Origin of the sequence: Caloramator sp. Dgby_cultured_2 (genome assembly GCF_028872215.1) — a bacterium.
Lineage (GTDB): Bacteria > Bacillota > Clostridia > Clostridiales > Caloramatoraceae > Caloramator > Caloramator australicus.
The window spans coordinates 1-23,164 of record NZ_CP118396.1 but is presented as its reverse complement, the minus strand read 5'-3'; the positions used below and the strand labels follow the sequence as shown (position 1 = coordinate 23,164).

24 protein-coding genes and 7 pseudogenes are annotated in these 23,164 nt (G+C 32.4%); 13 read left to right on the top strand and 18 right to left on the bottom strand.

Going from position 1 to position 23,164, the window contains the following annotated elements; genetic code table 11:
* Nucleotides 1-163: 163 nt before the first annotated feature.
* Both PWK10_RS00135 and lepB read left to right on the top strand, forming a co-directional pair.
* Nucleotides 164-367 (top strand): S26 family signal peptidase, encoded by a 204-nt coding sequence (locus PWK10_RS00135; protein ID WP_274766999.1) that lies wholly within the window; start codon nt 164-166, stop codon nt 365-367.
* A 37-nt stretch (nt 368-404) separates the two neighbouring features.
* Nucleotides 405-740, top strand: a complete 336-nt coding sequence (lepB, locus tag PWK10_RS19190) for a signal peptidase I (protein WP_446715402.1) — start codon at nt 405-407, stop codon at nt 738-740.
* Here lepB and PWK10_RS18200 read toward each other — a convergent pair.
* The 7 genes and pseudogenes from PWK10_RS18200 to PWK10_RS00105 all read right to left on the bottom strand — a co-directional run bounded on the left by PWK10_RS18200 (nt 700) and on the right by PWK10_RS00105 (nt 6,738).
* Nucleotides 700-900, bottom strand: a complete 201-nt coding sequence (locus tag PWK10_RS18200; protein WP_342455586.1) for a phosphate signaling complex PhoU family protein — start codon at nt 898-900, stop codon at nt 700-702. The genes lepB and PWK10_RS18200 overlap by 41 nt on opposite strands.
* On the bottom strand, nt 849-1,352 hold the full coding sequence (gene phoU / locus PWK10_RS00130; protein WP_342455585.1) for a phosphate signaling complex protein PhoU: 504 nt from the start codon (nt 1,350-1,352) through the stop codon (nt 849-851). The genes PWK10_RS18200 and phoU overlap by 52 nt, the downstream gene beginning before the upstream one ends.
* A gap of 16 nt (nt 1,353-1,368) precedes the next feature.
* Nucleotides 1,369-2,123: pseudogene (gene pstB / locus PWK10_RS00125) on the bottom strand (phosphate ABC transporter ATP-binding protein PstB).
* A gap of 11 nt (nt 2,124-2,134) precedes the next feature.
* Nucleotides 2,135-3,001 (bottom strand): phosphate ABC transporter permease PstA, encoded by an 867-nt coding sequence (gene pstA / locus PWK10_RS00120; protein WP_274766998.1) that lies wholly within the window; start codon nt 2,999-3,001, stop codon nt 2,135-2,137.
* Nucleotides 3,001-3,720: a phosphate ABC transporter permease subunit PstC gene (gene pstC / locus PWK10_RS00115; protein WP_274766997.1), complete on the bottom strand. Its 720-nt coding sequence runs from the start codon at nt 3,718-3,720 to the stop codon at nt 3,001-3,003. Before pstC ends, pstA begins: the two co-directional genes overlap by 1 nt.
* Nucleotides 3,721-3,955: 235 nt before the next feature.
* The gene (locus tag PWK10_RS00110) at nt 3,956-4,849 is read right to left on the bottom strand and encodes a PstS family phosphate ABC transporter substrate-binding protein (protein WP_274766996.1); all 894 of its coding nucleotides are present in this window, start codon (nt 4,847-4,849) and stop codon (nt 3,956-3,958) included.
* 116 nt (nt 4,850-4,965) lie between these two features.
* Nucleotides 4,966-6,738: a GGDEF domain-containing protein gene (locus PWK10_RS00105; protein WP_274766995.1), complete on the bottom strand. Its 1,773-nt coding sequence runs from the start codon at nt 6,736-6,738 to the stop codon at nt 4,966-4,968.
* Between the two features lie 407 nt (nt 6,739-7,145).
* Between PWK10_RS00105 and PWK10_RS00100 the strand changes: the two genes are divergently transcribed.
* The 10 genes and pseudogenes from PWK10_RS00100 (at nt 7,146) to PWK10_RS00065 (ending at nt 11,286) form a co-directional block, all read left to right on the top strand.
* Nucleotides 7,146-7,517, top strand: coding sequence for a hypothetical protein (locus PWK10_RS00100; protein ID WP_274766994.1), 372 nt, complete (start codon nt 7,146-7,148; stop codon nt 7,515-7,517).
* Entirely contained in the window at nt 7,442-8,215 is a 774-nt protein-coding gene (locus PWK10_RS00095; RefSeq protein ID WP_274766993.1) for a methyl-accepting chemotaxis protein, read from the top strand. Before PWK10_RS00100 ends, PWK10_RS00095 begins: the two co-directional genes overlap by 76 nt.
* Nucleotides 8,197-8,382, top strand: a complete 186-nt coding sequence (locus tag PWK10_RS00090) for a hypothetical protein (RefSeq protein ID WP_274766992.1) — start codon at nt 8,197-8,199, stop codon at nt 8,380-8,382. The genes PWK10_RS00095 and PWK10_RS00090 overlap by 19 nt, the downstream gene beginning before the upstream one ends.
* The gene (locus PWK10_RS19185) at nt 8,379-8,987 is read left to right on the top strand and encodes a methyl-accepting chemotaxis protein (RefSeq protein WP_446715401.1); all 609 of its coding nucleotides are present in this window, start codon (nt 8,379-8,381) and stop codon (nt 8,985-8,987) included. Before PWK10_RS00090 ends, PWK10_RS19185 begins: the two co-directional genes overlap by 4 nt.
* Nucleotides 8,988-9,044: 57 nt before the next feature.
* Nucleotides 9,045-10,181 carry a YcdB/YcdC domain-containing protein gene (locus tag PWK10_RS00085; RefSeq protein ID WP_274766991.1) on the top strand — a complete coding sequence of 379 codons (1,137 nt, stop codon included), beginning with the start codon at nt 9,045-9,047 and terminating at the stop codon, nt 10,179-10,181.
* A pseudogene (locus tag PWK10_RS19180) lies at nt 10,163-10,300 on the top strand (hypothetical protein); the annotation flags it as partial. The gene PWK10_RS00085 and the pseudogene PWK10_RS19180, both read left to right, overlap by 19 nt.
* Nucleotides 10,301-10,456: 156 nt before the next feature.
* A complete protein-coding gene (locus PWK10_RS00080; protein WP_274766990.1) occupies nt 10,457-10,645 on the top strand; it encodes a hypothetical protein in 189 nt (62 codons plus the stop codon).
* A gap of 5 nt (nt 10,646-10,650) precedes the next feature.
* Complete coding sequence (locus tag PWK10_RS00075; RefSeq protein ID WP_274766989.1) at nt 10,651-10,866, top strand: hypothetical protein; 216 nt, start codon at nt 10,651-10,653, stop codon at nt 10,864-10,866.
* Between the two features lie 35 nt (nt 10,867-10,901).
* Nucleotides 10,902-11,117, top strand: coding sequence for an S-layer homology domain-containing protein (locus PWK10_RS00070; protein ID WP_274766988.1), 216 nt, complete (start codon nt 10,902-10,904; stop codon nt 11,115-11,117).
* Nucleotides 11,104-11,286 (top strand): hypothetical protein, encoded by a 183-nt coding sequence (locus PWK10_RS00065; RefSeq protein ID WP_274766987.1) that lies wholly within the window; start codon nt 11,104-11,106, stop codon nt 11,284-11,286. The genes PWK10_RS00070 and PWK10_RS00065 overlap by 14 nt, the downstream gene beginning before the upstream one ends.
* 50 nt (nt 11,287-11,336) lie before the next feature.
* Here the strand turns inward: PWK10_RS00065 and PWK10_RS00060 are convergent.
* The 4 genes and pseudogenes from PWK10_RS00060 to PWK10_RS00045 form a co-directional block, all read right to left on the bottom strand.
* Nucleotides 11,337-11,603: pseudogene (locus tag PWK10_RS00060) on the bottom strand (GNAT family N-acetyltransferase); the annotation flags it as partial.
* A gap of 29 nt (nt 11,604-11,632) precedes the next feature.
* Nucleotides 11,633-12,157 (bottom strand): hypothetical protein, encoded by a 525-nt coding sequence (locus PWK10_RS00055; RefSeq protein ID WP_274766986.1) that lies wholly within the window; start codon nt 12,155-12,157, stop codon nt 11,633-11,635.
* A 192-nt stretch (nt 12,158-12,349) separates the two neighbouring features.
* Complete coding sequence (locus tag PWK10_RS00050; RefSeq protein ID WP_274766985.1) at nt 12,350-13,171, bottom strand: hypothetical protein; 822 nt, start codon at nt 13,169-13,171, stop codon at nt 12,350-12,352.
* A 73-nt stretch (nt 13,172-13,244) separates the two neighbouring features.
* Nucleotides 13,245-15,475: pseudogene (locus tag PWK10_RS00045) on the bottom strand (vitamin B12-dependent ribonucleotide reductase).
* Between the two features lie 265 nt (nt 15,476-15,740).
* Here PWK10_RS00045 and PWK10_RS00040 point away from each other — a divergent pair.
* On the top strand, nt 15,741-16,355 hold the full coding sequence (locus tag PWK10_RS00040; protein ID WP_274766984.1) for a DNA-3-methyladenine glycosylase: 615 nt from the start codon (nt 15,741-15,743) through the stop codon (nt 16,353-16,355).
* A gap of 37 nt (nt 16,356-16,392) precedes the next feature.
* On the opposite strand, the pseudogene PWK10_RS00035 reads toward PWK10_RS00040, so the two are convergent.
* The 7 genes and pseudogenes from PWK10_RS00035 to PWK10_RS00005 form a co-directional block, all read right to left on the bottom strand.
* Nucleotides 16,393-17,155 (bottom strand): annotated as a pseudogene (locus PWK10_RS00035) (histidinol phosphate phosphatase).
* Nucleotides 17,156-17,237: 82 nt separating this feature from the next.
* Nucleotides 17,238-18,506 carry an SLC13 family permease gene (locus tag PWK10_RS00030; RefSeq protein ID WP_274766983.1) on the bottom strand — a complete coding sequence of 423 codons (1,269 nt, stop codon included), beginning with the start codon at nt 18,504-18,506 and terminating at the stop codon, nt 17,238-17,240.
* 9 nt (nt 18,507-18,515) lie between these two features.
* Nucleotides 18,516-18,743: a hypothetical protein gene (locus tag PWK10_RS00025; RefSeq protein ID WP_274766982.1), complete on the bottom strand. Its 228-nt coding sequence runs from the start codon at nt 18,741-18,743 to the stop codon at nt 18,516-18,518.
* 2 nt (nt 18,744-18,745) lie between these two features.
* Nucleotides 18,746-18,970 carry an NUDIX domain-containing protein gene (locus PWK10_RS00020; protein ID WP_274766981.1) on the bottom strand — a complete coding sequence of 75 codons (225 nt, stop codon included), beginning with the start codon at nt 18,968-18,970 and terminating at the stop codon, nt 18,746-18,748.
* An 11-nt stretch (nt 18,971-18,981) separates the two neighbouring features.
* A pseudogene (locus tag PWK10_RS00015) lies at nt 18,982-20,380 on the bottom strand (aspartate aminotransferase family protein).
* Nucleotides 20,370-21,777, bottom strand: a pseudogene (locus PWK10_RS00010) (acyl-CoA reductase). The pseudogenes PWK10_RS00015 and PWK10_RS00010 overlap by 11 nt, the downstream one beginning before the upstream one ends.
* Nucleotides 21,778-21,788: 11 nt before the next feature.
* Nucleotides 21,789-22,541, bottom strand: coding sequence for a LuxE/PaaK family acyltransferase (locus PWK10_RS00005; protein WP_342455584.1), 753 nt, complete (start codon nt 22,539-22,541; stop codon nt 21,789-21,791).
* Nucleotides 22,542-23,164 lie beyond the last annotated feature (623 nt).

Below are 23,164 nucleotides of genomic sequence, written 5' to 3'. Positions count from 1 at the left end.
AAAATTTTCGACAATTTAGAATATTTTTTGCATTAAAGATAGGCATTATTATTAATAATTAACTAAAATTTAATTTTTTAAACAACATTTTAAAAATTTATCATTTTACACTACAGATTATATGATATATAATTTTGTTAGTAGCTCAAAAGGAGGTCATAAAATGAAGGACAAAATTATCAATGAGATAAAGGAATGGATAGTATCAATAGTAGTTGCTGCTGTAATAGCCTTTACTATAAAGGCCTTTATATTTGACATCGTGCAGGTTTCAGGTCCATCTATGATTCCAACCCTTCATGATAACGATAGGGTTGCTATAGAAAAAATTAGTCTTTATACCAAAAATTTACCTGAGGAGAAATAATAATCCTTGATCCTGGTAATTCAGGGAGGGATTATATATAAAAAGAATTGTTGCACTTCCTGGTGAAAGGCTTGAAATCAAAGAAGGATCAGTTTTTATAAACGGCAAAAAGCTTCAGGAGGATTATTTATCCCCTGGAACCCAAACCTACGCTGAAACTGATATCGACATGATAATACCTGAAGGCTACGTTTTTGTTCTTGGAGACAATAGAGAAGTCAGTGAAGATAGCAGATATATTGGTCCAATTCCTATTGATCACATAAAAGGACATGCAATTTTTAAAATCTACCCATTTTCAGATATAAAAATTATAGGGTGCAAAGGCACCCTTAATTTATCTCCTCAAGCTTTCCAGTTACCATATATATAATTCTTTCACAAACATTTGTAGTATGATCAGCTATTCTTTCTAGATATCTTCCAACAAACATTAGCTTTGTTGCTTGCTTTGTAATTGAAGGATCCTTAACTATCATTTCTAAAAGTTCATCAATGATCGCCTGATAAATATCATCAACCTCTTGATCCATCTGGGCAACTTTTTTGCAAGTTCTATATCCTCTTTAACAAAAGCATCAAGACTTAATCTAATCATCTCTTGTGCGATCTTTGCCATCCTTGGAATGTCAATCAAAGGCTTAATCAACGGTTCTTTGCCTATCTCTAAAGTTATTTTAGATATATTAACCGCATGATCCCCCATTCTTTCAAGATCAGTAATTATTTTAAGGGCTGTTGCTATGGTTCTTAAATCCTTTGCAAGAGGCTGTTGAAGGGCTAAAAGCTTCATGCAGTCCATTTCAATTTCAAGATCCATGGCGTCTATTTTATCATCCTCTTCAACGATCGTTTTAGCAAGCTCTAAATTTTGTTCCTTTAAAGAAGTTACCGCCTTATCAACAATCACTTCTACAAGGGAACCCATTCTTAATACCTTGTGTTTAACCTCTTCAAGGTTTTGTTGAAAATGCAACCTTGTCATAAAAATCTCTCCTTTTTTAACCGAATCTTCCAGTGATATAATCTTCCGTTCTCTTATCCCTTGGGTTTTCAAATATTTTTTCTGTAGTATCGTATTCTATAACCTCACCGTTTAAGAAAAACGCCGTCCAATCTGAAATTCTTGCTGCCTGCTGCATAGAGTGGGTTACTATAATTATAGTATAATTCTTTTTAAGCTCAAGTAAAAGCTCCTCTATTTTTAAAGTTGAAATTGGATCAAGGGCGGATGTGGGCTCATCCATTAAAACCACTTCTGGCTGCATTGCAATTGCCCTTGCAATGCAAAGCCTTTGCTGCTGGCCTCCCGAAAGTTCCAAAGCTGATTTATATATTTTATCCTTAACTTCGTCATAAAGGGCAACAGCCTTTAATGTGCTCTCAACAACCTCATCTAATACTTCTTTTTGTTAACTCCATTTTTTCTAAGGCCATATACTATATTTTCATATATGGTCTTTGGAAATGGATTTGGTTTTTGAAAGACCATACCTATCCTTCTTCTTAGTTCAACTGGATCTATATCGCCTGAATATATATCCTGACCTTGGAATAAAATTTTTCCTTCAACCCTTGTATTTTCAATAAAATCGTTCATTCTATTTAAAGTTCTTAAAAACGTTGATTTTCCGCATCCTGATGGTCCTATAAAGGCAGTTATATTATTTTTATATATATCCATATTTATGTCCTTTAATGCTAAAAAATTGCCATAGTAAAAATTTAAGTTTTCTACTTTAATTACGCTTTCCATGTTATCCTCCTTTAGTCCTTCATTCTAATTTGATATTTATTTCTTAATAGTATTGCAACCGAGTTAACCCCAAGAAGAATGAATAAAAGCACTATAATTCCTGCAGCTGCAACATTTTGAAATTCCTTTTTAGGCATACTTGACCAGTTAAATATCTGTATAGGTAAAACTGTAAACTGATCAAAGGGTGTTTTGGGAATAAAGGAAACATAAGCAAGGGCACCTACTACAATTAATGGTGCAGCCTCTCCTAATGCCCTTGATAACCCAAGTATAGTTCCTGTCAAAATTCCTGGCAGAGCATAGGGCAAAATTACTCCAGTTATTGTTTGCCACTTTGTTGTGCCAAGGGCATAAGATGCCTGTTTTAAGGATTCTGGAACGCTCCTTAATGCCTCTTGTGAAGAAATAATTATAGTTGGAAGTATCAATAATGACATAGTTAAAGCACCTGACAATATACTTCTTCCAAACCCAAGCAATCTGACAAAAACAGCAAGTCCAAGCATTCCATAAATTATTGCTGGAACACCTGCAAGATTTGCTATATTTAGTTTAATAAATTCAGTAAATTTATTATCCTTTGCATATTCCTCTAAATATAAAGCCGTCCCTATCCCAACTGGGAATGAAATTAGGGCAGTTAAGATAATGAGCCATAAACTCCCCAAAAGTGCAGGATAAATACCAGCCTTTTTAGGGAATCTTGATGGGAAATTAGTTATAAAGTCCATAGATAACCACTTTAATCCCTTTGATAATATACTAAATAGAAGAATGCTCAAAATAAATATTCCAAACAAAGTGCATAAAAATATCAAAGCATGAAATATTTTATTTTTTATTTTTCGCCTTTTTGTAATATCCTGTTCCTTCATCAATATACCCTCCTATATTTCCTCATAACATATCTAGAAATTAAGTTCAATGTAAAGGTTATTAAAAACAGTAAACTACCTACGGCAAACAAAGTCCTATAACCAATTGATCCATAAGGAACATCCCCCATACTTATCTGAACGATGTAACCTGTCATAGTTTGTATGCTCTCAAGGGGATTTAAAGTTAATTTAGGTGTTGAACCCGCCGCCATGGCAACAATCATAGTTTCTCCAACTGCCCTTGATATAGCTAAAATAAACGATGCAATAATCGTCGGCAATGCAGTTGGAATTACAATATCCTTTGATACTTCGTATTTTGTCGCTCCAAGGGCATAGGCACCAAGTCTTAATGAATCAGGCACAGCCATCATAGCATCTTCACTTAAAGAGGAAACCAAAGGAACAGTCATGATTCCTACAGCAATTCCCGCACTTAAGGCATTATAAACGCTTGTTTCAGGAAAGATGGCCCTTATTAAAGGAGTTATAGCGGTTAGTGCAAAATATCCATATACAATAGAAGGAATCCCAGCAAGTATTTCAATAGTTGGTTTTAAAACTTTTCTTACTTTTTTAGGAGCATATTCACTTAAGTAAACTGCACTTCCAAGTCCTATCGGAATAGAAATTATACTTGATATAACAACAATTAGTAATGTTCCGACAACCAAAGGCAAAACGCCAAACTTAGGAGGCTCAAAAAGGGCGTCCATTCCCTTCCTGTTAAAAACTCAATTATAGACACCCTTTTAAAAAACAAAAAGGTTTCCTCAAAAGAGAAAAATAATACCTAAAGTTGTTAATATCGATATAAATCCTAAAACTGTTAACACCTTTTTTATTATTTCTTCATTTTTTTAATTCTTTCTTTGCTCTCAAATTCTATTCTCTTCATCCTGCTCCCCCTTCTTCTAAATGGGCATAGGCACCCATTAAAGGTGCCTTAGATTACTTTATTTTGTTTAACTGTTCTTGATATTTTGCATCCTCCAATGGAACATACCCTACCTGCTCTACTAAATCCTTAGCATTTTCAAGGTAGAACTTTACAAAAGCCTTTAGTTCAGGTCTTTCCAGCGACTTTGTATTAACGTATATAAATAATGGTCTTGAAAGTGGCTTATAGCTTCCATTTCTAATATTTTCAGTTGTTGGCTCTACACCATTTACCTTTAAAGCCTTTAGGTTATCCTTATTTTCTTCATAGTATGAATGTCCAAAGAATCCCATAGCATACTTATCTCCTGCAACGCCTTGAACTAGAACGTTGTCATCCTCACTTGCTGTATAATCTGTTCTTATTCTCTTTTCTTCTCCATTGATTTCTGCAGTAAAGTAATCAAATGTTCCTGAGTCTGTTCCTGGACCATAAAGCTTTATCTTTTCCTTTGGCCAATCTGGTCTTACATCGCTCCAGTAAACAACCTTTGAGTCCTTATCCCAAATCTTTTTTAGCTCTTCTGTTGTTATATCGTCAACCCAATTATTATCCTTATTTACAACTATTGCAATTCCATCATAAGCAACTTCAAGTTCCATCATATCTATTCCATTTGCCTTAGCCTTTTCTACTTCTTCGCTCTTAACCTTTCTTGACGCATCGTTAATATCAATTTCACCAACAACAAACTTTTTAAAACCTCCACCTGTTCCTGAAATACCAACAGTGATGTTAACATCAGGATTTTCCTTATTAAATTCCTCTGCAACTGCCTGAGTTATTGGATATACTGTGCTGGAACCGTCGATTTTAATAGTTCCTGCTAACTTTTCTTGTCTTGCACAAGCTGAAAATGACAATGCTGTCGCAGCTATTAAAAGAGCTGATATTATTTTCTTCATATTTGTTATCTCCTTTCCGTTTTCTTTTTACAATTAAATTTTATAACTTTCAATTGTTAAGAACCATCAAAATTATGTTAAGTCTATGTTAATTAATATTTTACATTTTTATTTTGCTAAGAAATTTCAATTTTAATACCACTTTTATTAACTAATTTACAGCTTGACTTACATTCTATCTTAATCTTGCTTAGAATATTTGCCGCCATATGGGGAGTTTTTAACTTTTTAGCATCGCATATCAATCCTGCAATGCATAGTGAAATCAAATTAAATTTTTGAAGCTCACCCTGTCTATTTGGAGATATTACATAGCCTTTAGCAATATCCTCAAGGGTATAAAATCCCTTTATATGGGTATCAAATTTTTCTGCTATTTCTGTGCAAATTTTGTTTATAAACTCAAAATCATCCTCCTCAATAATTGCAATATAATCATCCCCGCCTATATGACCTAAAAAGTAATTATCCTTTAAATGTAGTTTAAGACAATCCGTTATTATGTTGGATGTTAATTTAATAACTCTATCCCCATTTTCAAAACCGTAAGTATCGTTATATGCCTTAAAGTTATTAATGTCGAAATACAATATTGATACCTTCTTTCCTTTTGCTATTACATCTGAAAGGGTGTTTTCTATTAAAATATTTCCCGGAAGTCCAGTGAGGGGATTTGTATGTCTTGCATAGGTAAGTTCCAGATCCATCGTGCATTCTAATAGTCTTCTTATACTAACAACACCGTAGTATTCTTCATTTCTTTTTACTATCACATAGTCATAAAGCTTGTCCTCTTGACGCGACATAGCAAGATGTGTTACTTCTGCAATTGGAACGTTATAATCAACAATCAATGGATTTCTATCCATAATAAGCTCAACGCTTTTGTTTAAATATAAAGCATTGCCATAGATTGAAGATAACAACATATTTATTCTGTTTTTCATAACAAGACCTATAGGAATTTTATTTTGAACCACTACAAGGCCGTGGCATAGTGAATTATTAAACATTTCTTTAACCTTTACACATTTCATATCCTTTGTAATTGGCTCATCAAACCTTGCAATTTTCCCAATTGGAAATGTCTTTGAGGTATAAAATATGTTTTTATTCTTTTCATTAATCTGTTCCTTTATAAATTCTTTTATATCTGATGGGATATCTTGAATTGTTTCAGATGGTCTTGATATTAAATAACCTTGAACATACTCAATACCTAAATTAATTAAGGTTACTAATTCATCCTTTGTTTCAACCCCCTCAGCTATAAGTTTCATATTTGTTAACTTGCACAAATGGGCAAAATTTCTGCATACAGCCTGTTTAAAGCTATCCTTATCTATATTTCTTATAATACCCATATCAAGTTTCAAAAATTGAGGTTTAGTTTCCGTAATTAACTTTATTCCAGAATATCCAGCTCCAGTATCATCAATGGCAATTTTATAACCCTGTTTTATATAATGTTCCAAAACCTCCCTAAATGCTTTATAGTCATCTATTGCCGTTTTTTCAGTTATTTCAAAAATAATCATGTTAGAGTCTATGTTGAATTGTTTTAGATAATCCCTGGTAAAGCCATTTCTAAAATTTCTATCACGAATTATTCTTGGATCTACATTTAAAAATAAATATTTATCTATATTTAGTTTAGATGCTCTTTCAATAGCAAGGCTTCGACAAAGATATTCTAAATCCCATAAGTTGCCATACCTTTCAGCTGCATCAAATAGTAAATCTGGTCTTTCAAGGGGTAAACCTTTAGGCCCTCGTGAAAGGGCTTCATAGCCTATTATTTTAGAATTCATAACATCGATTATAGGTTGAAAAAATGTTCTTATGCTTTTATTCTTTATTATTTCTTCCAAAATAATTTTATCCTCCATACAATCACCACCTAAGGCGATTGTATCTCTTTAACGTAAAATAAAATTTTTATTTTTGTTAAATGTATGTTAATAAAGTAAAATTATCTTCATTTTTGTTGAGAATAGTCGAAAATCCTTGTTATTATGTAAATGTAAAAATCTCCTTGGAGGTGTCCTATGAGATTGCTTTTTTCAATAAAAAAATGAAAAATTAAACATTAAATTAGAATGGAAGTCATTTCTTAAAAAGTTTAAGAAAATACCAATTCCCAAGCTACAAATAAACTCCATTAAATCAAAGCTAATATTAACACTGATACTCCTTACCATCTTCCCCTTCTAATTTCAACCTTTGTCTCATCAATAATGATAAAAAGTCAGTAAATCAAAATTACCTCGATAGTTTAAAAAGTGCATCCTCTAACTTGAGCAGAACAATAGATGAAAAATATGTATACTATGAAAGCCTTATAACTATCCTTTCAGATGATAAAATAATTAAAAACAACGTTGGGAAAGATGATGAATTGGTTTTAGAAGCACTAAAAAATTTTTTAAAATCTAACATAAACATAAAACAGACTTTTTTAATTTATAAAAATGGTAGGATTCTTTCTTTCCCTAAGGATAAATGGCAAATCCCTAATCATACTCAAATACTACACAATACTTTAAATAATTTTAACAATGCACTATGGAGCAATATTGAAACAAAAATAATATGCTTCTTGTTACTATTACAAAAACATTTTATGATGCAGATAATAATCAAATTGGAATTATCGGCTTTACTGTAGATATCTCGGAAATTCAAAGGATTGCCAATTCATTGTTGCCAACTAAAACAGGACATATAATTATCCTAGATAAAAACAATACTATAATATCTTCTAAATATAAAAATCTTTTGGGAAAATCATTAATTGATGTTTTGGGTAAAAAGTCTAAGGATTTACTTAGCATCAACTGGATAAAAGACATGCTTAATAATAAAAGCGGACACATAGAATACAATTTTTTAGGAAGTAAAAAATCAATTTATTTCTTAAATAATTTTAAACTTAATTGGAAAATCATTGCTTTTATTGATGTTTACGAAATAAATTCAAATACAAGAACTCTAACGTCCATCGTTATATTTGTTTTAATAATCTTTGGATTAATTTCATTAATCATTGGTTCAAAGATGTCTCATACAATAGCATGCCATATTAAAGATATTTCAAATTGCATGCAAAGAAGCGGAACCGGGGATTTAACTGTTCTATCAGATATTAAAACTAATGATGAATTTGCTCAGCTAGGAAAATATTTCAACGATATGATTGAATCCATGAGGAAGCTTGTTTCTTCTATTAAAGATGCATCATCGATAACTCAAGCTTCATCAAACCTTCTATCTGAAGATAGTAAAAATCTATTATCACTTTCGGATAAAATAAAACTTTCAATGGATAATATAATTGATGGAACTGAATGTCAAAAAATGAGATAAATAATATCGAAAAAATCTCTTCAGAATTCTTAGACGTGGCAATTGTTCTGAATTCTTTGAGCTCTGAAATAAAGGGTGAAAACATCGATATAAATGATAACACTAAAGCCGCAATAATTTCATTTAATGAATTAAATGAAAAAATAAATCTACCAATGAATCAATAAAAACCATAGAAAATAGAATTAACCTTCTTAATAACAGCATTGAAAACATAAATTTAATCTTAAACATAATAACAAACATTTCAAAACAAACTAATCTTCTTGCTCTTAATGCCTCAATTGAGGCTGCAAAGGCAGGAGAATTTGGCAGGGGTTTTGCAGTTGTTGCAAATGAAATAAGAAGCTTATCTAATGAGACGGCAAAATCTGCAGAAAATATAAGGCAAACGATAAATCAAATTAAAGATATCTCCAATTTAACCATAAACGATATATATACTGTAAAAGAAAACATCGAAAATCAAAATCACGCACTTGATAAAACCGGAGATTCTTTTGCAAAACTTCAAAAATCAATAAACAATATTTCAGTAACTATTGAAGAAATAATAAAGAAAATAAATTCCCTTTCAATAAAAACCGATGGTTTAAAAGAAAGTATTAAAAATATATCCATTGTTTCAGACGGGTTTAAAGAAGTTGCAGAACACACAGAAAATCTTTTAAATCAGCAATTAAATGAAATATCTAATATAACTAAGCAAACAACAAGCCTTAATGAAATAACCAATCATTTAACAAATATCATTGAGCAATTTACTCTATAATATGCAACATTTTCCAGATCCCCCTCGTCTAATAATTAGATGAAAGGGGAATCTTTTATGAAAAAATTTTTATCAAGCTTGCTTTGTTTTACATTAATTTTCAGTTTATTTTCCTATACAAAAGCAGCTTCAACAACTAAAATAGACTTAAAAAATGCTATTTTAATTGCAAAATCCAGCTTTGAGTTTGATGACAGAGACCTTAAATTTACTTACAACTTAAACAGTAATGAAAGCAAAAGCTTTTGGAATTTATCTTGGACAGGGAAAAATAAACAGATAAATATTCAAGTTAATGCTCAAAACGGGGATATTATTTCTATGTATAGGTATGAAGGAGAGCAAACAATAGCAAATAAAATCCCAAAATACTCAAAAGAAAAAGCAAAAGAAGTTGCAGAAGGATTGATAAGGAAGCTCGTTGGCGAGAAATTTAAAGAATTCGTTTATGATGAAGCTAATTCTAACTACTTATATTACAATCCTAATTACGATTTTAGATACACAAGAAGGATTAACGGAATAGACTATAAAGATAACTTTATCAGTGTATCTGTTGATAAAAACAATTTAAAGATTATGAGCTACTATTTTGAATACGATTATGAAGGTGTCCCTACAAGTCAAAATATAATAACGTTAGAAAAGGCAAAGGAAATCTTTGAAAGCAAAATGGGGCTTGAGCTATCCTATAAAGTTTTTTATGATTATGAAAAAAATGAAAGAAACGTTAAACTGATTTACACTCCAAAATCTAGCGTGTATCCTATAGATGCTGTAACAGGCGAAATACTTAAAAATCCAATTTATATCTTTACAGAAAACAGCCAAAAGGATGCTGCAGGTGCTTTACCAACCTTAACACCTGAAGAAATTAAGGCAATTGAAGAAAATAAAAAATTAATATCGAAGGAAGAAGTAGAAAATATACTAGTTCAAAAGCTTGGCCTTAATAAGGAATTAAATATGGAATACATTAATTTAGGACATGATTTATACTCTGATAGATACATCTGGACAGTTTATTATTCTAAAACATCACAGGATAAATCAAACTATTACTATTTTGGTGCAACAATTGATGCTCTTACTGGAGAGATTTTATCCTTTTACAGAAACTTTCCCAATATAGAAAACTACAAGGAACCAAAATATACAAAACAAGATGCTAAAAAATTGCAGAGGATTTTATAAATTCCCTCTCGAAGGATAAATTTATAAAATGCCAATATAGGGAAGTTTTAAATGTTGATGAGAAATACGTTTATTCTTTTGAATATAGAAGAATTGAAAATTCTATTCCGGTTGCAAACGAAGGATTTACAATAAGCATTAGCCCATATACAGGCGAAGTTTTACATTATTATCAAACTTGGAGTGATATAGTTTTCCCAAAGGTTGAAAATATAATCTCAATCGACAAAGCCCACAATATACTTTATAGCAAAAATAATTTCAAATTAAACTATATGAAATACTTTGATTACGATTTTAAAATGAACAAATACTTCATTAAATTAGTATATAGCTTTACATCATATAATTTTATGATTGATGCAAAGGAAGGAATATTGCTTGACTACAGCGGGAAACCTCTAAAAGAAGTAAAAAGATTTCCTACAGCGATATTAAAAATTCACCATATTATAATGATATAAATATATTGATTGATATCGGCATTATTGATGATGAAGGAGAAAATTTCTATCCGAATCAAATGATAAGGCAAAAGGATTTCATCAAATATATTGTAAAATCATTAGAACCAAATTATATAATTTATAGGGAGGATACAAAGGAAGAATACGAAAATTATTACGAAATAGCAATTAAAAAGGAATCATCTCATCAAAGGAAAAGAATCCAAATGCATATGTAACAAGGCAAGATGCTGCAAAGTGGATAATAAGGGCAATGGGCGTTGGATTTATTGCTGAGCTTTCAAATTTATATACTTTAAATTTTAAAGATAGCAAACTAATACCTAAAAATTATAAGGGTTATATAGCGATAGCAAACGAACTTAAAATAATTACTCCAATCAAGGGATACTTTATGCCAAGACAATCTGTAACCCGCGGCGAAGCTGCAAAAATGCTTGTAAATTATTTAAAGGTTGAAAAACAGTAGGGCTTTATGCCCTATTGTTGTTTTATCAACAGGAAGAATAATTTATTCTTCAGATGAATACAGAAGGGCAAATTTCATGATACGTGCCCTTAAAGAATACGCCCTTTTAAATGAAGAAAGAAAAATAGTCCTAGATAATATATTTAAGGGAAGTGAATTTAATGGTTAATGATGTTATATTAAAAGGTGAGGATACTCTCACCTTTGTTTAAGAATTAACTACAATTCAATTATCATGTAATCATCGTAAAACTCAAATCCTAAGGCTTCATATGCTTTTACTGCTGAAGTATTATTCTTTCTTACCATCAGCGTTGGAATTTTTCCTCTTTCGATAATTATTCTGCAAAGCTCAGAAACTACTGCCTTGCAGTATCCCTTTCCTCTTTCTTTAGGCGTTGTATAAACCCCTCCAATTTGTGAAATTTCATCAGTTGTAGCTTGAATACATGCCGTCGCAACCATCTTACCATCTTTAATAGCAAATAGATAATCCTCCTCAACAGGCCTTTGGACTAAAGTTTTTTAGCTTCTTCTACCGATGCATCATCCCTTCCAAAACCTATTTGGCTTGCCTCCACTAAGAATTCAGCAGCTAAATCCAAATCAAGTTCATAATAATTCTTTATCTCTATATCCTTGCATTGAAATTCTATAAGATTTTTATTGATATAATAAGCATCATCACTAATATTTCCAATCGATTTAACATCCTTTAAGTTTTTATACAAAGGCTCAATAACTCTTCTCATGCCAAGAAGATATTTAAATTCCCTATCCTTCATAAGCTCTACAAAATAAGGAATAGCTCCTTCGCTCTCATAATGTGGAATACAACTTCCTAAGTTATAAAAGGGTAATATGCCCTTTAATTCACTCTTTTCAAAATATCCATAATAATCCCCACATCTTCTTAATTCCTTGTTATTCTCAATTCCAAAATATTTTATATTGCCAATCAAAAATGTAGTTTCAATGTGATTTCTTTTTAAGTATTCCTCCACTATTTTTCTGTCGATTTCAAACAACTTCCTAATCATAACACCCCTCCTAAAAAGTTAATAAAAGTCCCCACGAAGCCACCTTAAAGTGACTCCGTGGGGATCCCACGTGTAGGAGATAAACTCTCCCTGCGCAGCTCGGATAGCCCTTATGCGCACTCACTTGTTAATATTATATTATACATCTATTGCCAAATATGTCAACAAAATAAAATCCCTGCAGGGCAGGGATTAATTTAATGATGATAATCTTGATTTAATATCTTCTATCTCCTTTTGAAGTTTTGCAATTCTATTATCTAATTCTTTAAATTTCCCTTGATATCTTACCATAAGGCTCTTGCTAAGACCTGTTTTAGGGTCCTTTTCTTCTTGGTTTAAAGAATTAATTTCCTTTTCAAGGGAGTTAACTTCCTTCATACCATTTAGATATTCTATTTCCATATTCTTTTCCATTTCTGCTATCTTAAGTTCTTTTTCTAAAACTTCCAATCTCATAGCAGCAATCTCTGCTTGTTTATCCATTCTATTCTTTTCCATTGTTTTTTTCTTTTCAGCTATCTTTGCTAAAAGCTCCTTTTGTTTTTCATACATAGCCTTTTTAGTATCATCAGTTGTTTCAGAAATCTTTTTATCTATTTCTGAAAGTTTTGCATTTAATTTTGTTTCAATTTCCTTTACGATTTCAGCATATTTTACATCCTTGTTTGTTATAAATTCCTTTAGCTTTGTCATTTTATCGTTTATTTCTTTTACCTTCTTTTGATAGTTTTCCTCTACCTTTTTAATCTTTTCATCAATGCTAATACCTTCACTATTTTTCTTTTCTTCAACCTTTGCTGCTTCCTTCTTTAACTTTTCTATGAAATCTTCCTTTTCCTTGAGTGCCTTTTGTAATTGCTTATTCAAAACATCGAGCTTTTGTTCAAGTTGTTTAACTATTTTTGAGTTTTGTAAACCTACCTTTTTAGCATTGTTTTCCTTTGCAAAAGATGTGCTAAAAGATGTCAACACAAAAGCAGCAGCTAATGCAAGAGAAATTAATCTTTTCACTGCCAATCTCCCCTTTTTATTTTTATTTTTATTATATCACAGTTTTTAATTTGGTTAAATATTTAGTTAAATTTTAACCACATTTTGAATAGCCACAGTTAGGACAGATTACGCATCCACCTTCATGGGTGATTGGGTTGCCGCATTCTGGACAAAGTATTTTATTTTCTTTTGTTTCGATTAAATTTTTTATTCCCATATCAGCACTAATGCTTTCTTTGATCTTTTCTAATTCCTTTAAATTAACTAGCTTTTCTATGGTTTTTGCAATAGCATCTGGACAAGATAAAACCTTTATATCTTTATTCGTCGCCATTTGCCTTAATGTAGAATGACATCTTATACCCTTTAGCTGCTCTATTATTTCCTTAACATCCATCCCACCTCTTAGGGCAATGGAAACAAGCCTTGCAGTTGCTTCTGATTGTGAAGGGCATCCCCCTGCTTTACCAAGATTAGTAAACACTTCGCATATTCCATTTTCATCGTAATTTACTGTAATGTAGAGATTTCCACATCCAATTCTAACCTTTTCTGTTATGCCCATAGTAACCTCGGGTCTTACCCTCGGTTTTGTGCTGCTATCATCACTTTTCTCCTTCAAACCAACATTAATAACCTGTCCTTCTCTGCTTCCATCCCTATATATTGTAACACCCTTGCATCCTAATTTATATGCAAGAAGATAAACAGTTTTGACATCCTCTATCGTGGCATCCTTTTTAAAGTTTACCGTCTTTGATACTGCATTATCAGTCCATTTTTGAAAGGCCGCCTGCATTCTAATATGATAAACAGGGCTTATGTCATGGGCTGTTACAAAAATTCTCTTAATATCTAGCGGAATCTCTTCAATCTCTTGAATGGTTCCATGTTCTGCGATTTTGTCCATAAGCTCCTTTGAATAAAGGCCTCTTTCCCTCATCACTTTTTCAAATAAATAATGAACTTCAACTAATTTTTCATTATCAAGAACATTTCTCCAAAAGGCTACAGCAAATAACGGCTCTATTCCTGACGAAACTCCGGCGATTATGCTTATAGTTCCTGTTGGAGCAATTGTTGTTGTAGTTGCATTTCTTAAAGGCGGTCCTTCTTTATATATACTATTATAAAACTCTGGGAAGGGACCCCTTTTCCTTGCAAGATACTCACTCGCTTCCTTTGACTTTTCATTAATAAACTTCATAAGGTTATCTGCAAGGTTAACTGCCTCCTCTGAATTATAGGGGATTCCAAGAAGGATTAACATATCTGCAAAACCCATAACTCCAAGACCTATTTTTCTTGTTTTCTTAGTCATTCTCTCAATTTCAGGAAGGGGATAAACATTAACATCTATCACATTGTCAAGAAAGTGCACTGCATCAAAAATGGTCTTTTCTAAAAGCTCATAATCGATTTCATATTTTTCTCCTACCTTTTTGACCATTTTAGCAAGATTTATAGAGCCTAAATTGCAGCTCTCATAAGGAAGGAGAGGCTGCTCCCCACATGGATTAGTGCTTTCAATCTCACCAAGGTTGGGCGTTGGGTTCTTTTCATTCATCCTATCCAAAAATATTATTCCGGGTTCTCCATTTGTCCAGGCCATTTTGACGATAAGGTCAAACACTTCCTTTGCATTTAATTTTCCCTTTACTGTCTTAGTATTAGGATCTATAAGCTCGTAGTCTTCTCCTTTAATTGCTGCCTCCATAAATTTTTCTGTAAGGGCAACGCTTATATTAAAATTGTTTATTTCCTTATTATCCTCTTTGCATTTTATAAACTCCATAATATCAGGATGGTCAACCCTTAATATAGCCATGTTAGCTCCCCTGCGGGTTCCCCCTTGTTTTACTGCCTCTGTTGCTGCATTGAATACCTTCATAAAGCTTACGGGTCCTGATGCTACACCACCTGTTGTTTTTACAGTTGAGCCCTTAGGCCTTAGCCTTGAAAAACTAAAGCCCGTTCCTCCACCTGACTTATGTATAAGTGCTGCGTTTTTTATTGAATCAAATATTCCCTCCATAGAATCCTCAACAGGCAAAACAAAACACGCCGAGAGCTGTCCTAAAGGACGACCTGCATTCATTAATGTAGGAGAGTTAGGAATAAATCTTAAGCTTGTCATGAGGTTATAAAACTTTTCCTCAGTTTCTTCTACACTTGCATTTTCATCGTAAAGCTTATCTGCTTTTGCTATAGTTCTCGCAACCCTTCTAAACATTTCATCAACCGTTTCAATTACACTGCCATTTTCATCCTTTGCGAGATACCTTTTTCTAAAACCTTAATGGCATTCTGGGTAAGTTCCATATTATCACCTCAATATATTGTATGTATTATTGCATAAAATATACTACATATTGTATTTTACCATTTTATTCTTCCAATGCAAATTTCAAAATCATCCTTTAAGCTTAAAAATTACCCAAATAATTTATTATTTTAATTTTTATAAAGAATTTCTAAAGAAAATATTTTTTCGTAATTTATTTATTAGAATCACAGATAGTATATTGAAAAAATAAATATAACAAATTAAAATATCTGATAGAAAACACAAGAAAGGACGTAGAAGATGAAGCTACCGGTTGAATTTTATAGTAGAGATACAATAACCGTTGCAAATGATCTTTTAGGGAAGCTCCTTGTAAGGAACATTAATGGAAATAAATTAATTGGAAAAATCGTTGAAGTTGAGGCATACCTTGGTCCTATAGACAAAGCATGTCATTCTTATAATTTTAAACGAACACAAAGAAACGAAGTGATGTATGGTCCTGCTGGTATAGCCTATGTTTATTTAATCTATGGAATGTATTATTGTCTTAACTTTGTTACCGAAAGGGAAGGCATGCCCTGTGCTGTATTAATAAGAGCATTAGAACCTATAGAAGGACTTGATACAATGGCTTTAAATAGATTCGGTAAAACTTACAGTGAGCTGACAAAATCTCAAAGAAAGAATTTAACAAACGGGCCTGGGAAACTATGTAGAGCCTTTAATATAGATAAATCATTAAACGGACATAGCTTGCTTAGCGATGAAATTTATGTTTTGGATAACCCAGAAGACTTTGAAATTGTTGCAGATAAAAGAATAGGCATAGATTATGCAGAAGAGGCTAAGGATTATGAATGGAGATTTTTTATAAAGGGCAATCCATATGTATCAAAGGGAAAGACAAAATAACTATAAAGCCCCAAAAATTTCGGGGCTTAAAAAAATTTTAGATGTATTCCATCTGCCTTTCCTTAAAGTAAACTACTTTTAAGTTGCTCTTTTCTACTAAATCTAACGCTATATTAAAGTTGTTTCCAATGTCCGATGTATTATGTGCATCCGAACCTATTGTAACATATTTTCCACCTAATTCATTAAATCTTTTAGGATTGTAAGGATATTTTCAGCTGCCTTTTTATCATTAATTCTTCTTGTGTTTACTTCTATAGCCTTTTCCCTATTGCTTAAAATTTTTAAAACCTCATCTATATAATCTGAATATATATCATAGTATATTTCCGTATCCTCAAAGGGTGCATATCTTGCAATATAGTCGATATGTCCTAAACTGTCAAAAAATCGCTTTCTTTAACGCATTCATACATAAACTTAAAATATTCCTCATATGCTTGATTTTTATCCTTTTCTGCATAAAAATAATCCTGATATATATCGATTCCATTGACAACATGGATAGACCCTATAACATAATCAAAGGGATTTTCAAGGGCTATGAATTTGTTTTCATCTGTGCAATCGGTTCTAAGACCTAATTCTATACCGAGTAATACTTTGTCATTTCTTAAATAACCATATTCTTTAAAATATGTTTTAACATCAAACTGAAAATTCCCTTCAACTGGGTATTTAAGGTCCATATGTTCTGTGATTATCAAGCCAATACCGATATCCTTTGCCTTTTTTATTGCATCTTTAAGTTTCATCGATGAATCCGTTGAAAATTCCGTATGAACATGACAGTCAAACATACTAATACCTCCAATTTTAGACCTAAAAAAATTATATCACAAACTAAAGCTGCCTCAAAATAGTTTTTGAGGCAGCTCAAAGTTATCTCCAAATAATCCACGTTAATATATAACCTGTTATAACAGCTGTTAATGTAAATGGCACGCTCAATTTCATAAAGTCCGATGCTTTAACTTCATATCCTTCCCTTTTTAATATTCCAAGACCTGTTATGTTGGCAGAGGCACCTATAGGAGTTATGTTTCCTCCCAATGTTGCACCGACCAAAAGACCAAAGAAAAGTAGATACGGCTCAACTCCCATTCCCTTTGCTATGTTTGATACAACTGGAAGCATCGTTGCCGTATAAGGGATATTATCAATAAAGGCAGAAACTATAACTGAAAACCAAACCAAAATAGTATAAATCAAAAACAAATTACCTTTTCCTATTTTCAAAAATAACTTACTTATATCATTTATAACCCCTGCCTCGCTTAATCCGCCGATTACAACGAATAAACCTATAAGCAGCAGTATTGTTTCATAATCAATCTGAAGCAATGTTATATTAAGAGCATGGTTATTTTTATTTATAACAAGTTCCTTAAAAAGTCCTATAGCAAGAAGCGTTATACAAATCAATCCATTTGTTATATTAGGTTTGTTTGGTATAAAGGATGCAATTATAAGTAAAAGCACCATCGAAACTAAAAGATAGGTTGGAAAATAATCCTCAACCTCCTGTTTTTCTTCAAGATGGATTGGCTGATTGTATTGTCTAAAGAATAGCAGAAGAATAATCAGTGTCGCTGCTGCCCCTAATTCTACTATCCAAAATATTCCCGGCCTTCCCTTAAAGAAGAAAAAGTCTATAAAATCCATCTTGGCATATCCACCTAATAAAAGAGAAGTTGTGTCTCCAACTAAAGTTGCTGCACCTTGAAGGTTTGATGAAATTGCAATTGCAATTATCATATAAACCGGCGATATATTTAGCTTTTTGGCAACCCCCATCGCAACCGGTGCAATAATAAGGACAGTTGCAACATTGTCTATAAATGCAGAAACAATCCCTGCAAAGGCTGCAAGGGATACCACAGCCCATTTTATGTTAGGAACCCTGTCGATTATAACATCAGCCATTAGGGCCGGCATCTTCGACTCAATAAATAAATTAACAATCCCCATAGTTCCGCCTATCATTAAAATTATGTTCCAGTCTATATAGGTTAGTGCTTTATTAAAAGGCACTATGCCTATTATCATAAAAAGAACTGCTGAAAGCAAAGATATATATGTTCTATACTTTGGGAAGGATAAAAGTAAAACATACGTTGTGATAAAGATTATTAAAGCGATTAATTTCATTTTTGCCTCCTATTCTTTAGTCTTTAGTTCTTCCTGTAACTTCTTTGCAATTGGAATATCAGCTGGCGCAAGATCATAGTTTAATAAATCATCAATTGATACCCATCGTGCATCATCATGAACAGAAAGTTTATAATCATAGCTTAAAGGTTTAACTAAAAAGGATATCAATTTAATTTTACCATTATCATATTCATGGACAACTTCCTCAAAGGGCTTTATAATTTCAATATTCATCTTTAGCTCCTCGTAAATCTCCCTTTTAAGCATTCCTCATAGGTTTCATTTTCTTCTAATTTTCCTCCTGGAAACTCCCACTTCCCTTTAATATTTCCATCCTTTCTTCTTGCAATAAATACTCTATCATTATCAATTATAATAGCTGCTGTAACCACCTTCATAATTTTATCCCCTTTTGTTAGAAAAAATTTCCCTAAGCTCAACTTTTGCCTTTGAAGTTCCATACATTCACATCCTATCGCTTGAATAAGGACTTTAATACTTGCTTTCCGCTTTCAAAACCAAGACTTAAGAAACTGGAATTTTTATTGAATATATCCTCAAGGGCATTAACCAATCTGTCAAGTTCCTCATAAGATATCGTAAGTGGCGGCTCAAGCCTTATTACATTTGGATTATTTAAAGTATAAGCGGTTATAATCCTATGTTCATTCATTAACTTACCCGCAACTAAAGACGCAAAATACTCTTTAGAAACCTCTGAAAGTTTACCTGCCGTTATAGTATTTAAAATCCCCTTTGGCTCTTCAAATTCGATTCCTATCATAAGGCCTTTTCCTCTTACTTCCTTTATTACAGGATATTTTTCCTTTAGGTCGTTTAATCTTTTAATAAATATTCTCCCTTTTCCCCTGCTTTCTTTGGGAGGTCATTCTCGATGATGTATTTCATTGTAGCAACTCCAGCTGCACAGGCTATTGTATTTCCTCCAAAGGTTGATGTATGTAAAAATGCCTTATCGATACTTCCATAGGCCTTTTTCCAAATTTCTTCTTTTGTAATATACCCACCGATTGGCATTATTCCTCCACCTATGGATTTTGCAAAGCACATTATATCGGGAACTACACCTTCTTCTTCACAGGCAAACATAAAACCTGTTCTTCCAAAACCGGTTTGTATTTCATCAACTATTAAATATACTCCATATTTATCACATAGCTCCCTTACTTTTTTAAGATATCCTTTAGGTGGAACTATTATTCCTCCTTCTCCTTGGATTGGTTCTAGTATAAAGGCTGCAACATCTCCCATCTTTAGAGCATCCTCAAGGGCCTTATCATCACCAAATGGAATTGGGTATGTTTCAGGTAAAAGGGGTTTAAAGGGCCTTTGATATTTTTCCCTTCCTGTTACCGAAAGGGCACCAAAGCTTTTCCCATGAAAGGAATTTAAGCAGTAAACAATCTTACTTTTTCCACTTGCTATTTTGGCAAGTTTTAGAGCCCCTTCAACGGCCTCAGCACCGCTGTTTGCAAAAATGTCCTTTTCAAATCCCCAGGAGTTATTATAGCAAGGTTCCTTGCCAAAACCCCAGCAAGATTATAGATGGATGCTTGTAAAATATTAGGAAGTCCTATTACCTTTTGTATCTCTTTGAGTATCTCAGAATTATTATGCCCAACATTCAAAGCACCATAACCACCTAAAAAATCTATATACTCATTTCCCTCTTCATCATAGACCTTTGTCCCTTCAGCCTTAACAAAATGCTTATCAAAATCCAAAAGCGATAAAAGCTGAACCGCACTTGAATTTATGTATTCCCTGTAATTTTCCCTAACATCGCTTCTTTTTAAAGCTAAAGCATCGTCTATCGTCAAAAATTCTTTATATTTTTCTTTAATTTCCATCCTTTATCCTCCTCTTAAACCATATTGTAAGTAAATCCCTAATGTTAAACTTGTAGTTTACCCTATCCTGCCTACTTACTACAAAGGTAAGCTCCTGTAAATTGAAAAGTCCGTCATGGCTTGTTCCAGGATAATGTAAAGACATGTCTCCGATTTGAGTAATTATGCTTACCCCCATAAGTGTGACCTTTTCAATAAACTCCTCATCCTTACCATTATATCCCATAGTCTGCAGATATCCAATAAGATTTTGATCTATATAGCTTATAATTTCATCTTTGCTAAAATAAGGGCATACATATATAAACCTTGAAAAGCATCTATCCACATCATATTTTGTTGGGAAAACTTTGCTTTCAACAACAGTATAGTCGGCATTATTTGATGAATATATCTCTCCTGTCTTAGAAAGTCCATGCTTTAAAAGAACATATTGCCTATCCTGAATTGTTTTAACGGTATCCCACGGATTTGAGTAGGATTTTGGATATTCCTTAGAAAGCTTTTCAAGGGAATTAGCAAGATACTTGCAAAACTTTTGTGCATCTAAATCCTTGCTTATAAATATAATTCTTGGGGACAAGCATGCCCTTTGTTCCCAAAGTATAATGTCCCTTGCCGCATATTCTGAAATCTCATCATAATCGTCAATCTCATCGATAACCTGAAAGCTAACCTTCGGGCCGTGTTCTATAAAATGAACATTATATTTAGCACAAAGATTTGCCATAAAGTTTCTTGAGTTTTCTCCTCCCCAGTGAATTACCGCATTAACATTTTTAACTATACCTTCATAAATATCTGATCTTGAACTATCAAAATAAATTATAGATAACCTATCTTTAATAGATTCGTCTATTTCTACTAAACTATTGTAAAAGGCATAAGCAAAATAAGGCTCATCAGCTGAAACTTTTACAATATTGCAGTTTTGATAAAAGCCCCATAGAAACGCTGACTGGAATTACAACAAAGGCATTGCCTGATACGTTATGAAAAACCACTCCCCTTGGTTGTCTATGGACTTTTCCATAGTATGTATCTATCCACCTATCTAACACTTCTTCATCTTCTAATTCTTCCTTTAAAAGCCTCTTTACATTTTCCTTTAAAAGCATTTGCATTGTAATTTCTATTTCTTTATATATAAGTTCCTCCGATTGATTAATTATTTTTGAAAGCACCTTAACATGTTCCTTAGAATATTCTCTGTCAAGCCATTTTCTAGCACATTTATCCAATATCTCTATTGTTTTTTCAGTCTCGATATCATGGACTTTTATTTTATTATTTTTCAATCTTTCTATTTCATTTAATATTAAATTTTCATCTGAGAATCCAATTTCTAAATCAAAGCCATTGATATTCCTTCTAACATAGCCCTTTGAAACTGTCATAGGTATTTTCATTAATTGTCACCCCCTAAAGTGGCACCACATCCCTTAGCTTCGGTTCCTTTTACTCTTCCTATAATCTTTATAGTCATCCCTTCAGTATTACAAATAGGACATCTATTATAATCAACTATCTCTCCTATATCATCCACTAATATAGAAGCACCTGCAAAGCCTTCAGTTCCATAGGCATTAAGAACCTGAATAAGACCCCTATCCCCTGACCTTTTAAGTGGCTTTAGTGTTTTAAAATCCCTTATAATAACCTTAGCCCATTTTGGAACATGGAAAATATAATCCCTGTATTCCTTTGAATAATGTCCCGTCATTGTAAAACTATTTTCGGTAAAGGAATATGTATCAGTAAAGTTTTCCTCAGGTATTCCAAGAAATTTTGAAACATCTTCAACAAATCGCCATCTTTCAATCATAGTTCCAATATTGATATTTCCCTTTCGTCCATCCCAGCCACCACCACCTGTGTGAACAATTGCCTTTTCCCCAAGCTCTACTGGTTTAATTTTTTCTTTAAGGCTTAATACTGTTTTATAAAAAAGCGGTGTAGATCCACCAAGGGCTGCATAATGATCCTTTTTGTCATGTTCCATAATATATCTTATAAACGAGTCAACATCAACAGAAAATCCGTTTTGTGATGGCTTTAAAAGAAATATAGTATCATCTCTATAAGTAAATATGTCAAGAATATTTCCAAGATATGACTCTAAAGTTTTCCCTAAAAATTCTCCTCTACCAAAAGCTTTCATATCCTCAGCTAAAGGAAAAAAGGTGCATTCATAATCGTGCCTTTTTCTAAATATTTTATCATCCTCTTCAACAAAATTTCTTAAAACCTTTATATCATTTTCAGTTCTTCCTACAATACTTGGATCTCCGCTGGTGCTGCTTGATACTGTCCATTTAAATATCCCATCTAAGTTTTTTCTTAAAAGCTTTGTAAAAAGCCCGTTAGATCTTTTAAAAACAGTTGTGACTAAAAAGGAACATAATCAATATCATCTTCATATTTTAAATCTGTATATGGATTAAAGCCCTGTTGCTGGCATACTAATCTATATGCTTCACATTCTTCATATTGCCCAATCAAATTATTTTTAAAATCCTCAAAAATCCCATATTATCCTCCCTTCTGTGCACAATTTGTGCATATTTATTATACCAATATTTAGTATATTATGCAATAAAATAGCATTATGTCCATAAGTTAATTTTTCACATAAAAAAGCGCAAGTATAAACCCTTGCGCAATACGATCTATATTCCTGTTATTATTGTTTCATTCCCGATTATTTCTTTTATAAAGTAATAATCACCGTATTTTGGTTCTTATAATAACTTTAACATCTTTGTATGGACCAGATGATGTTTG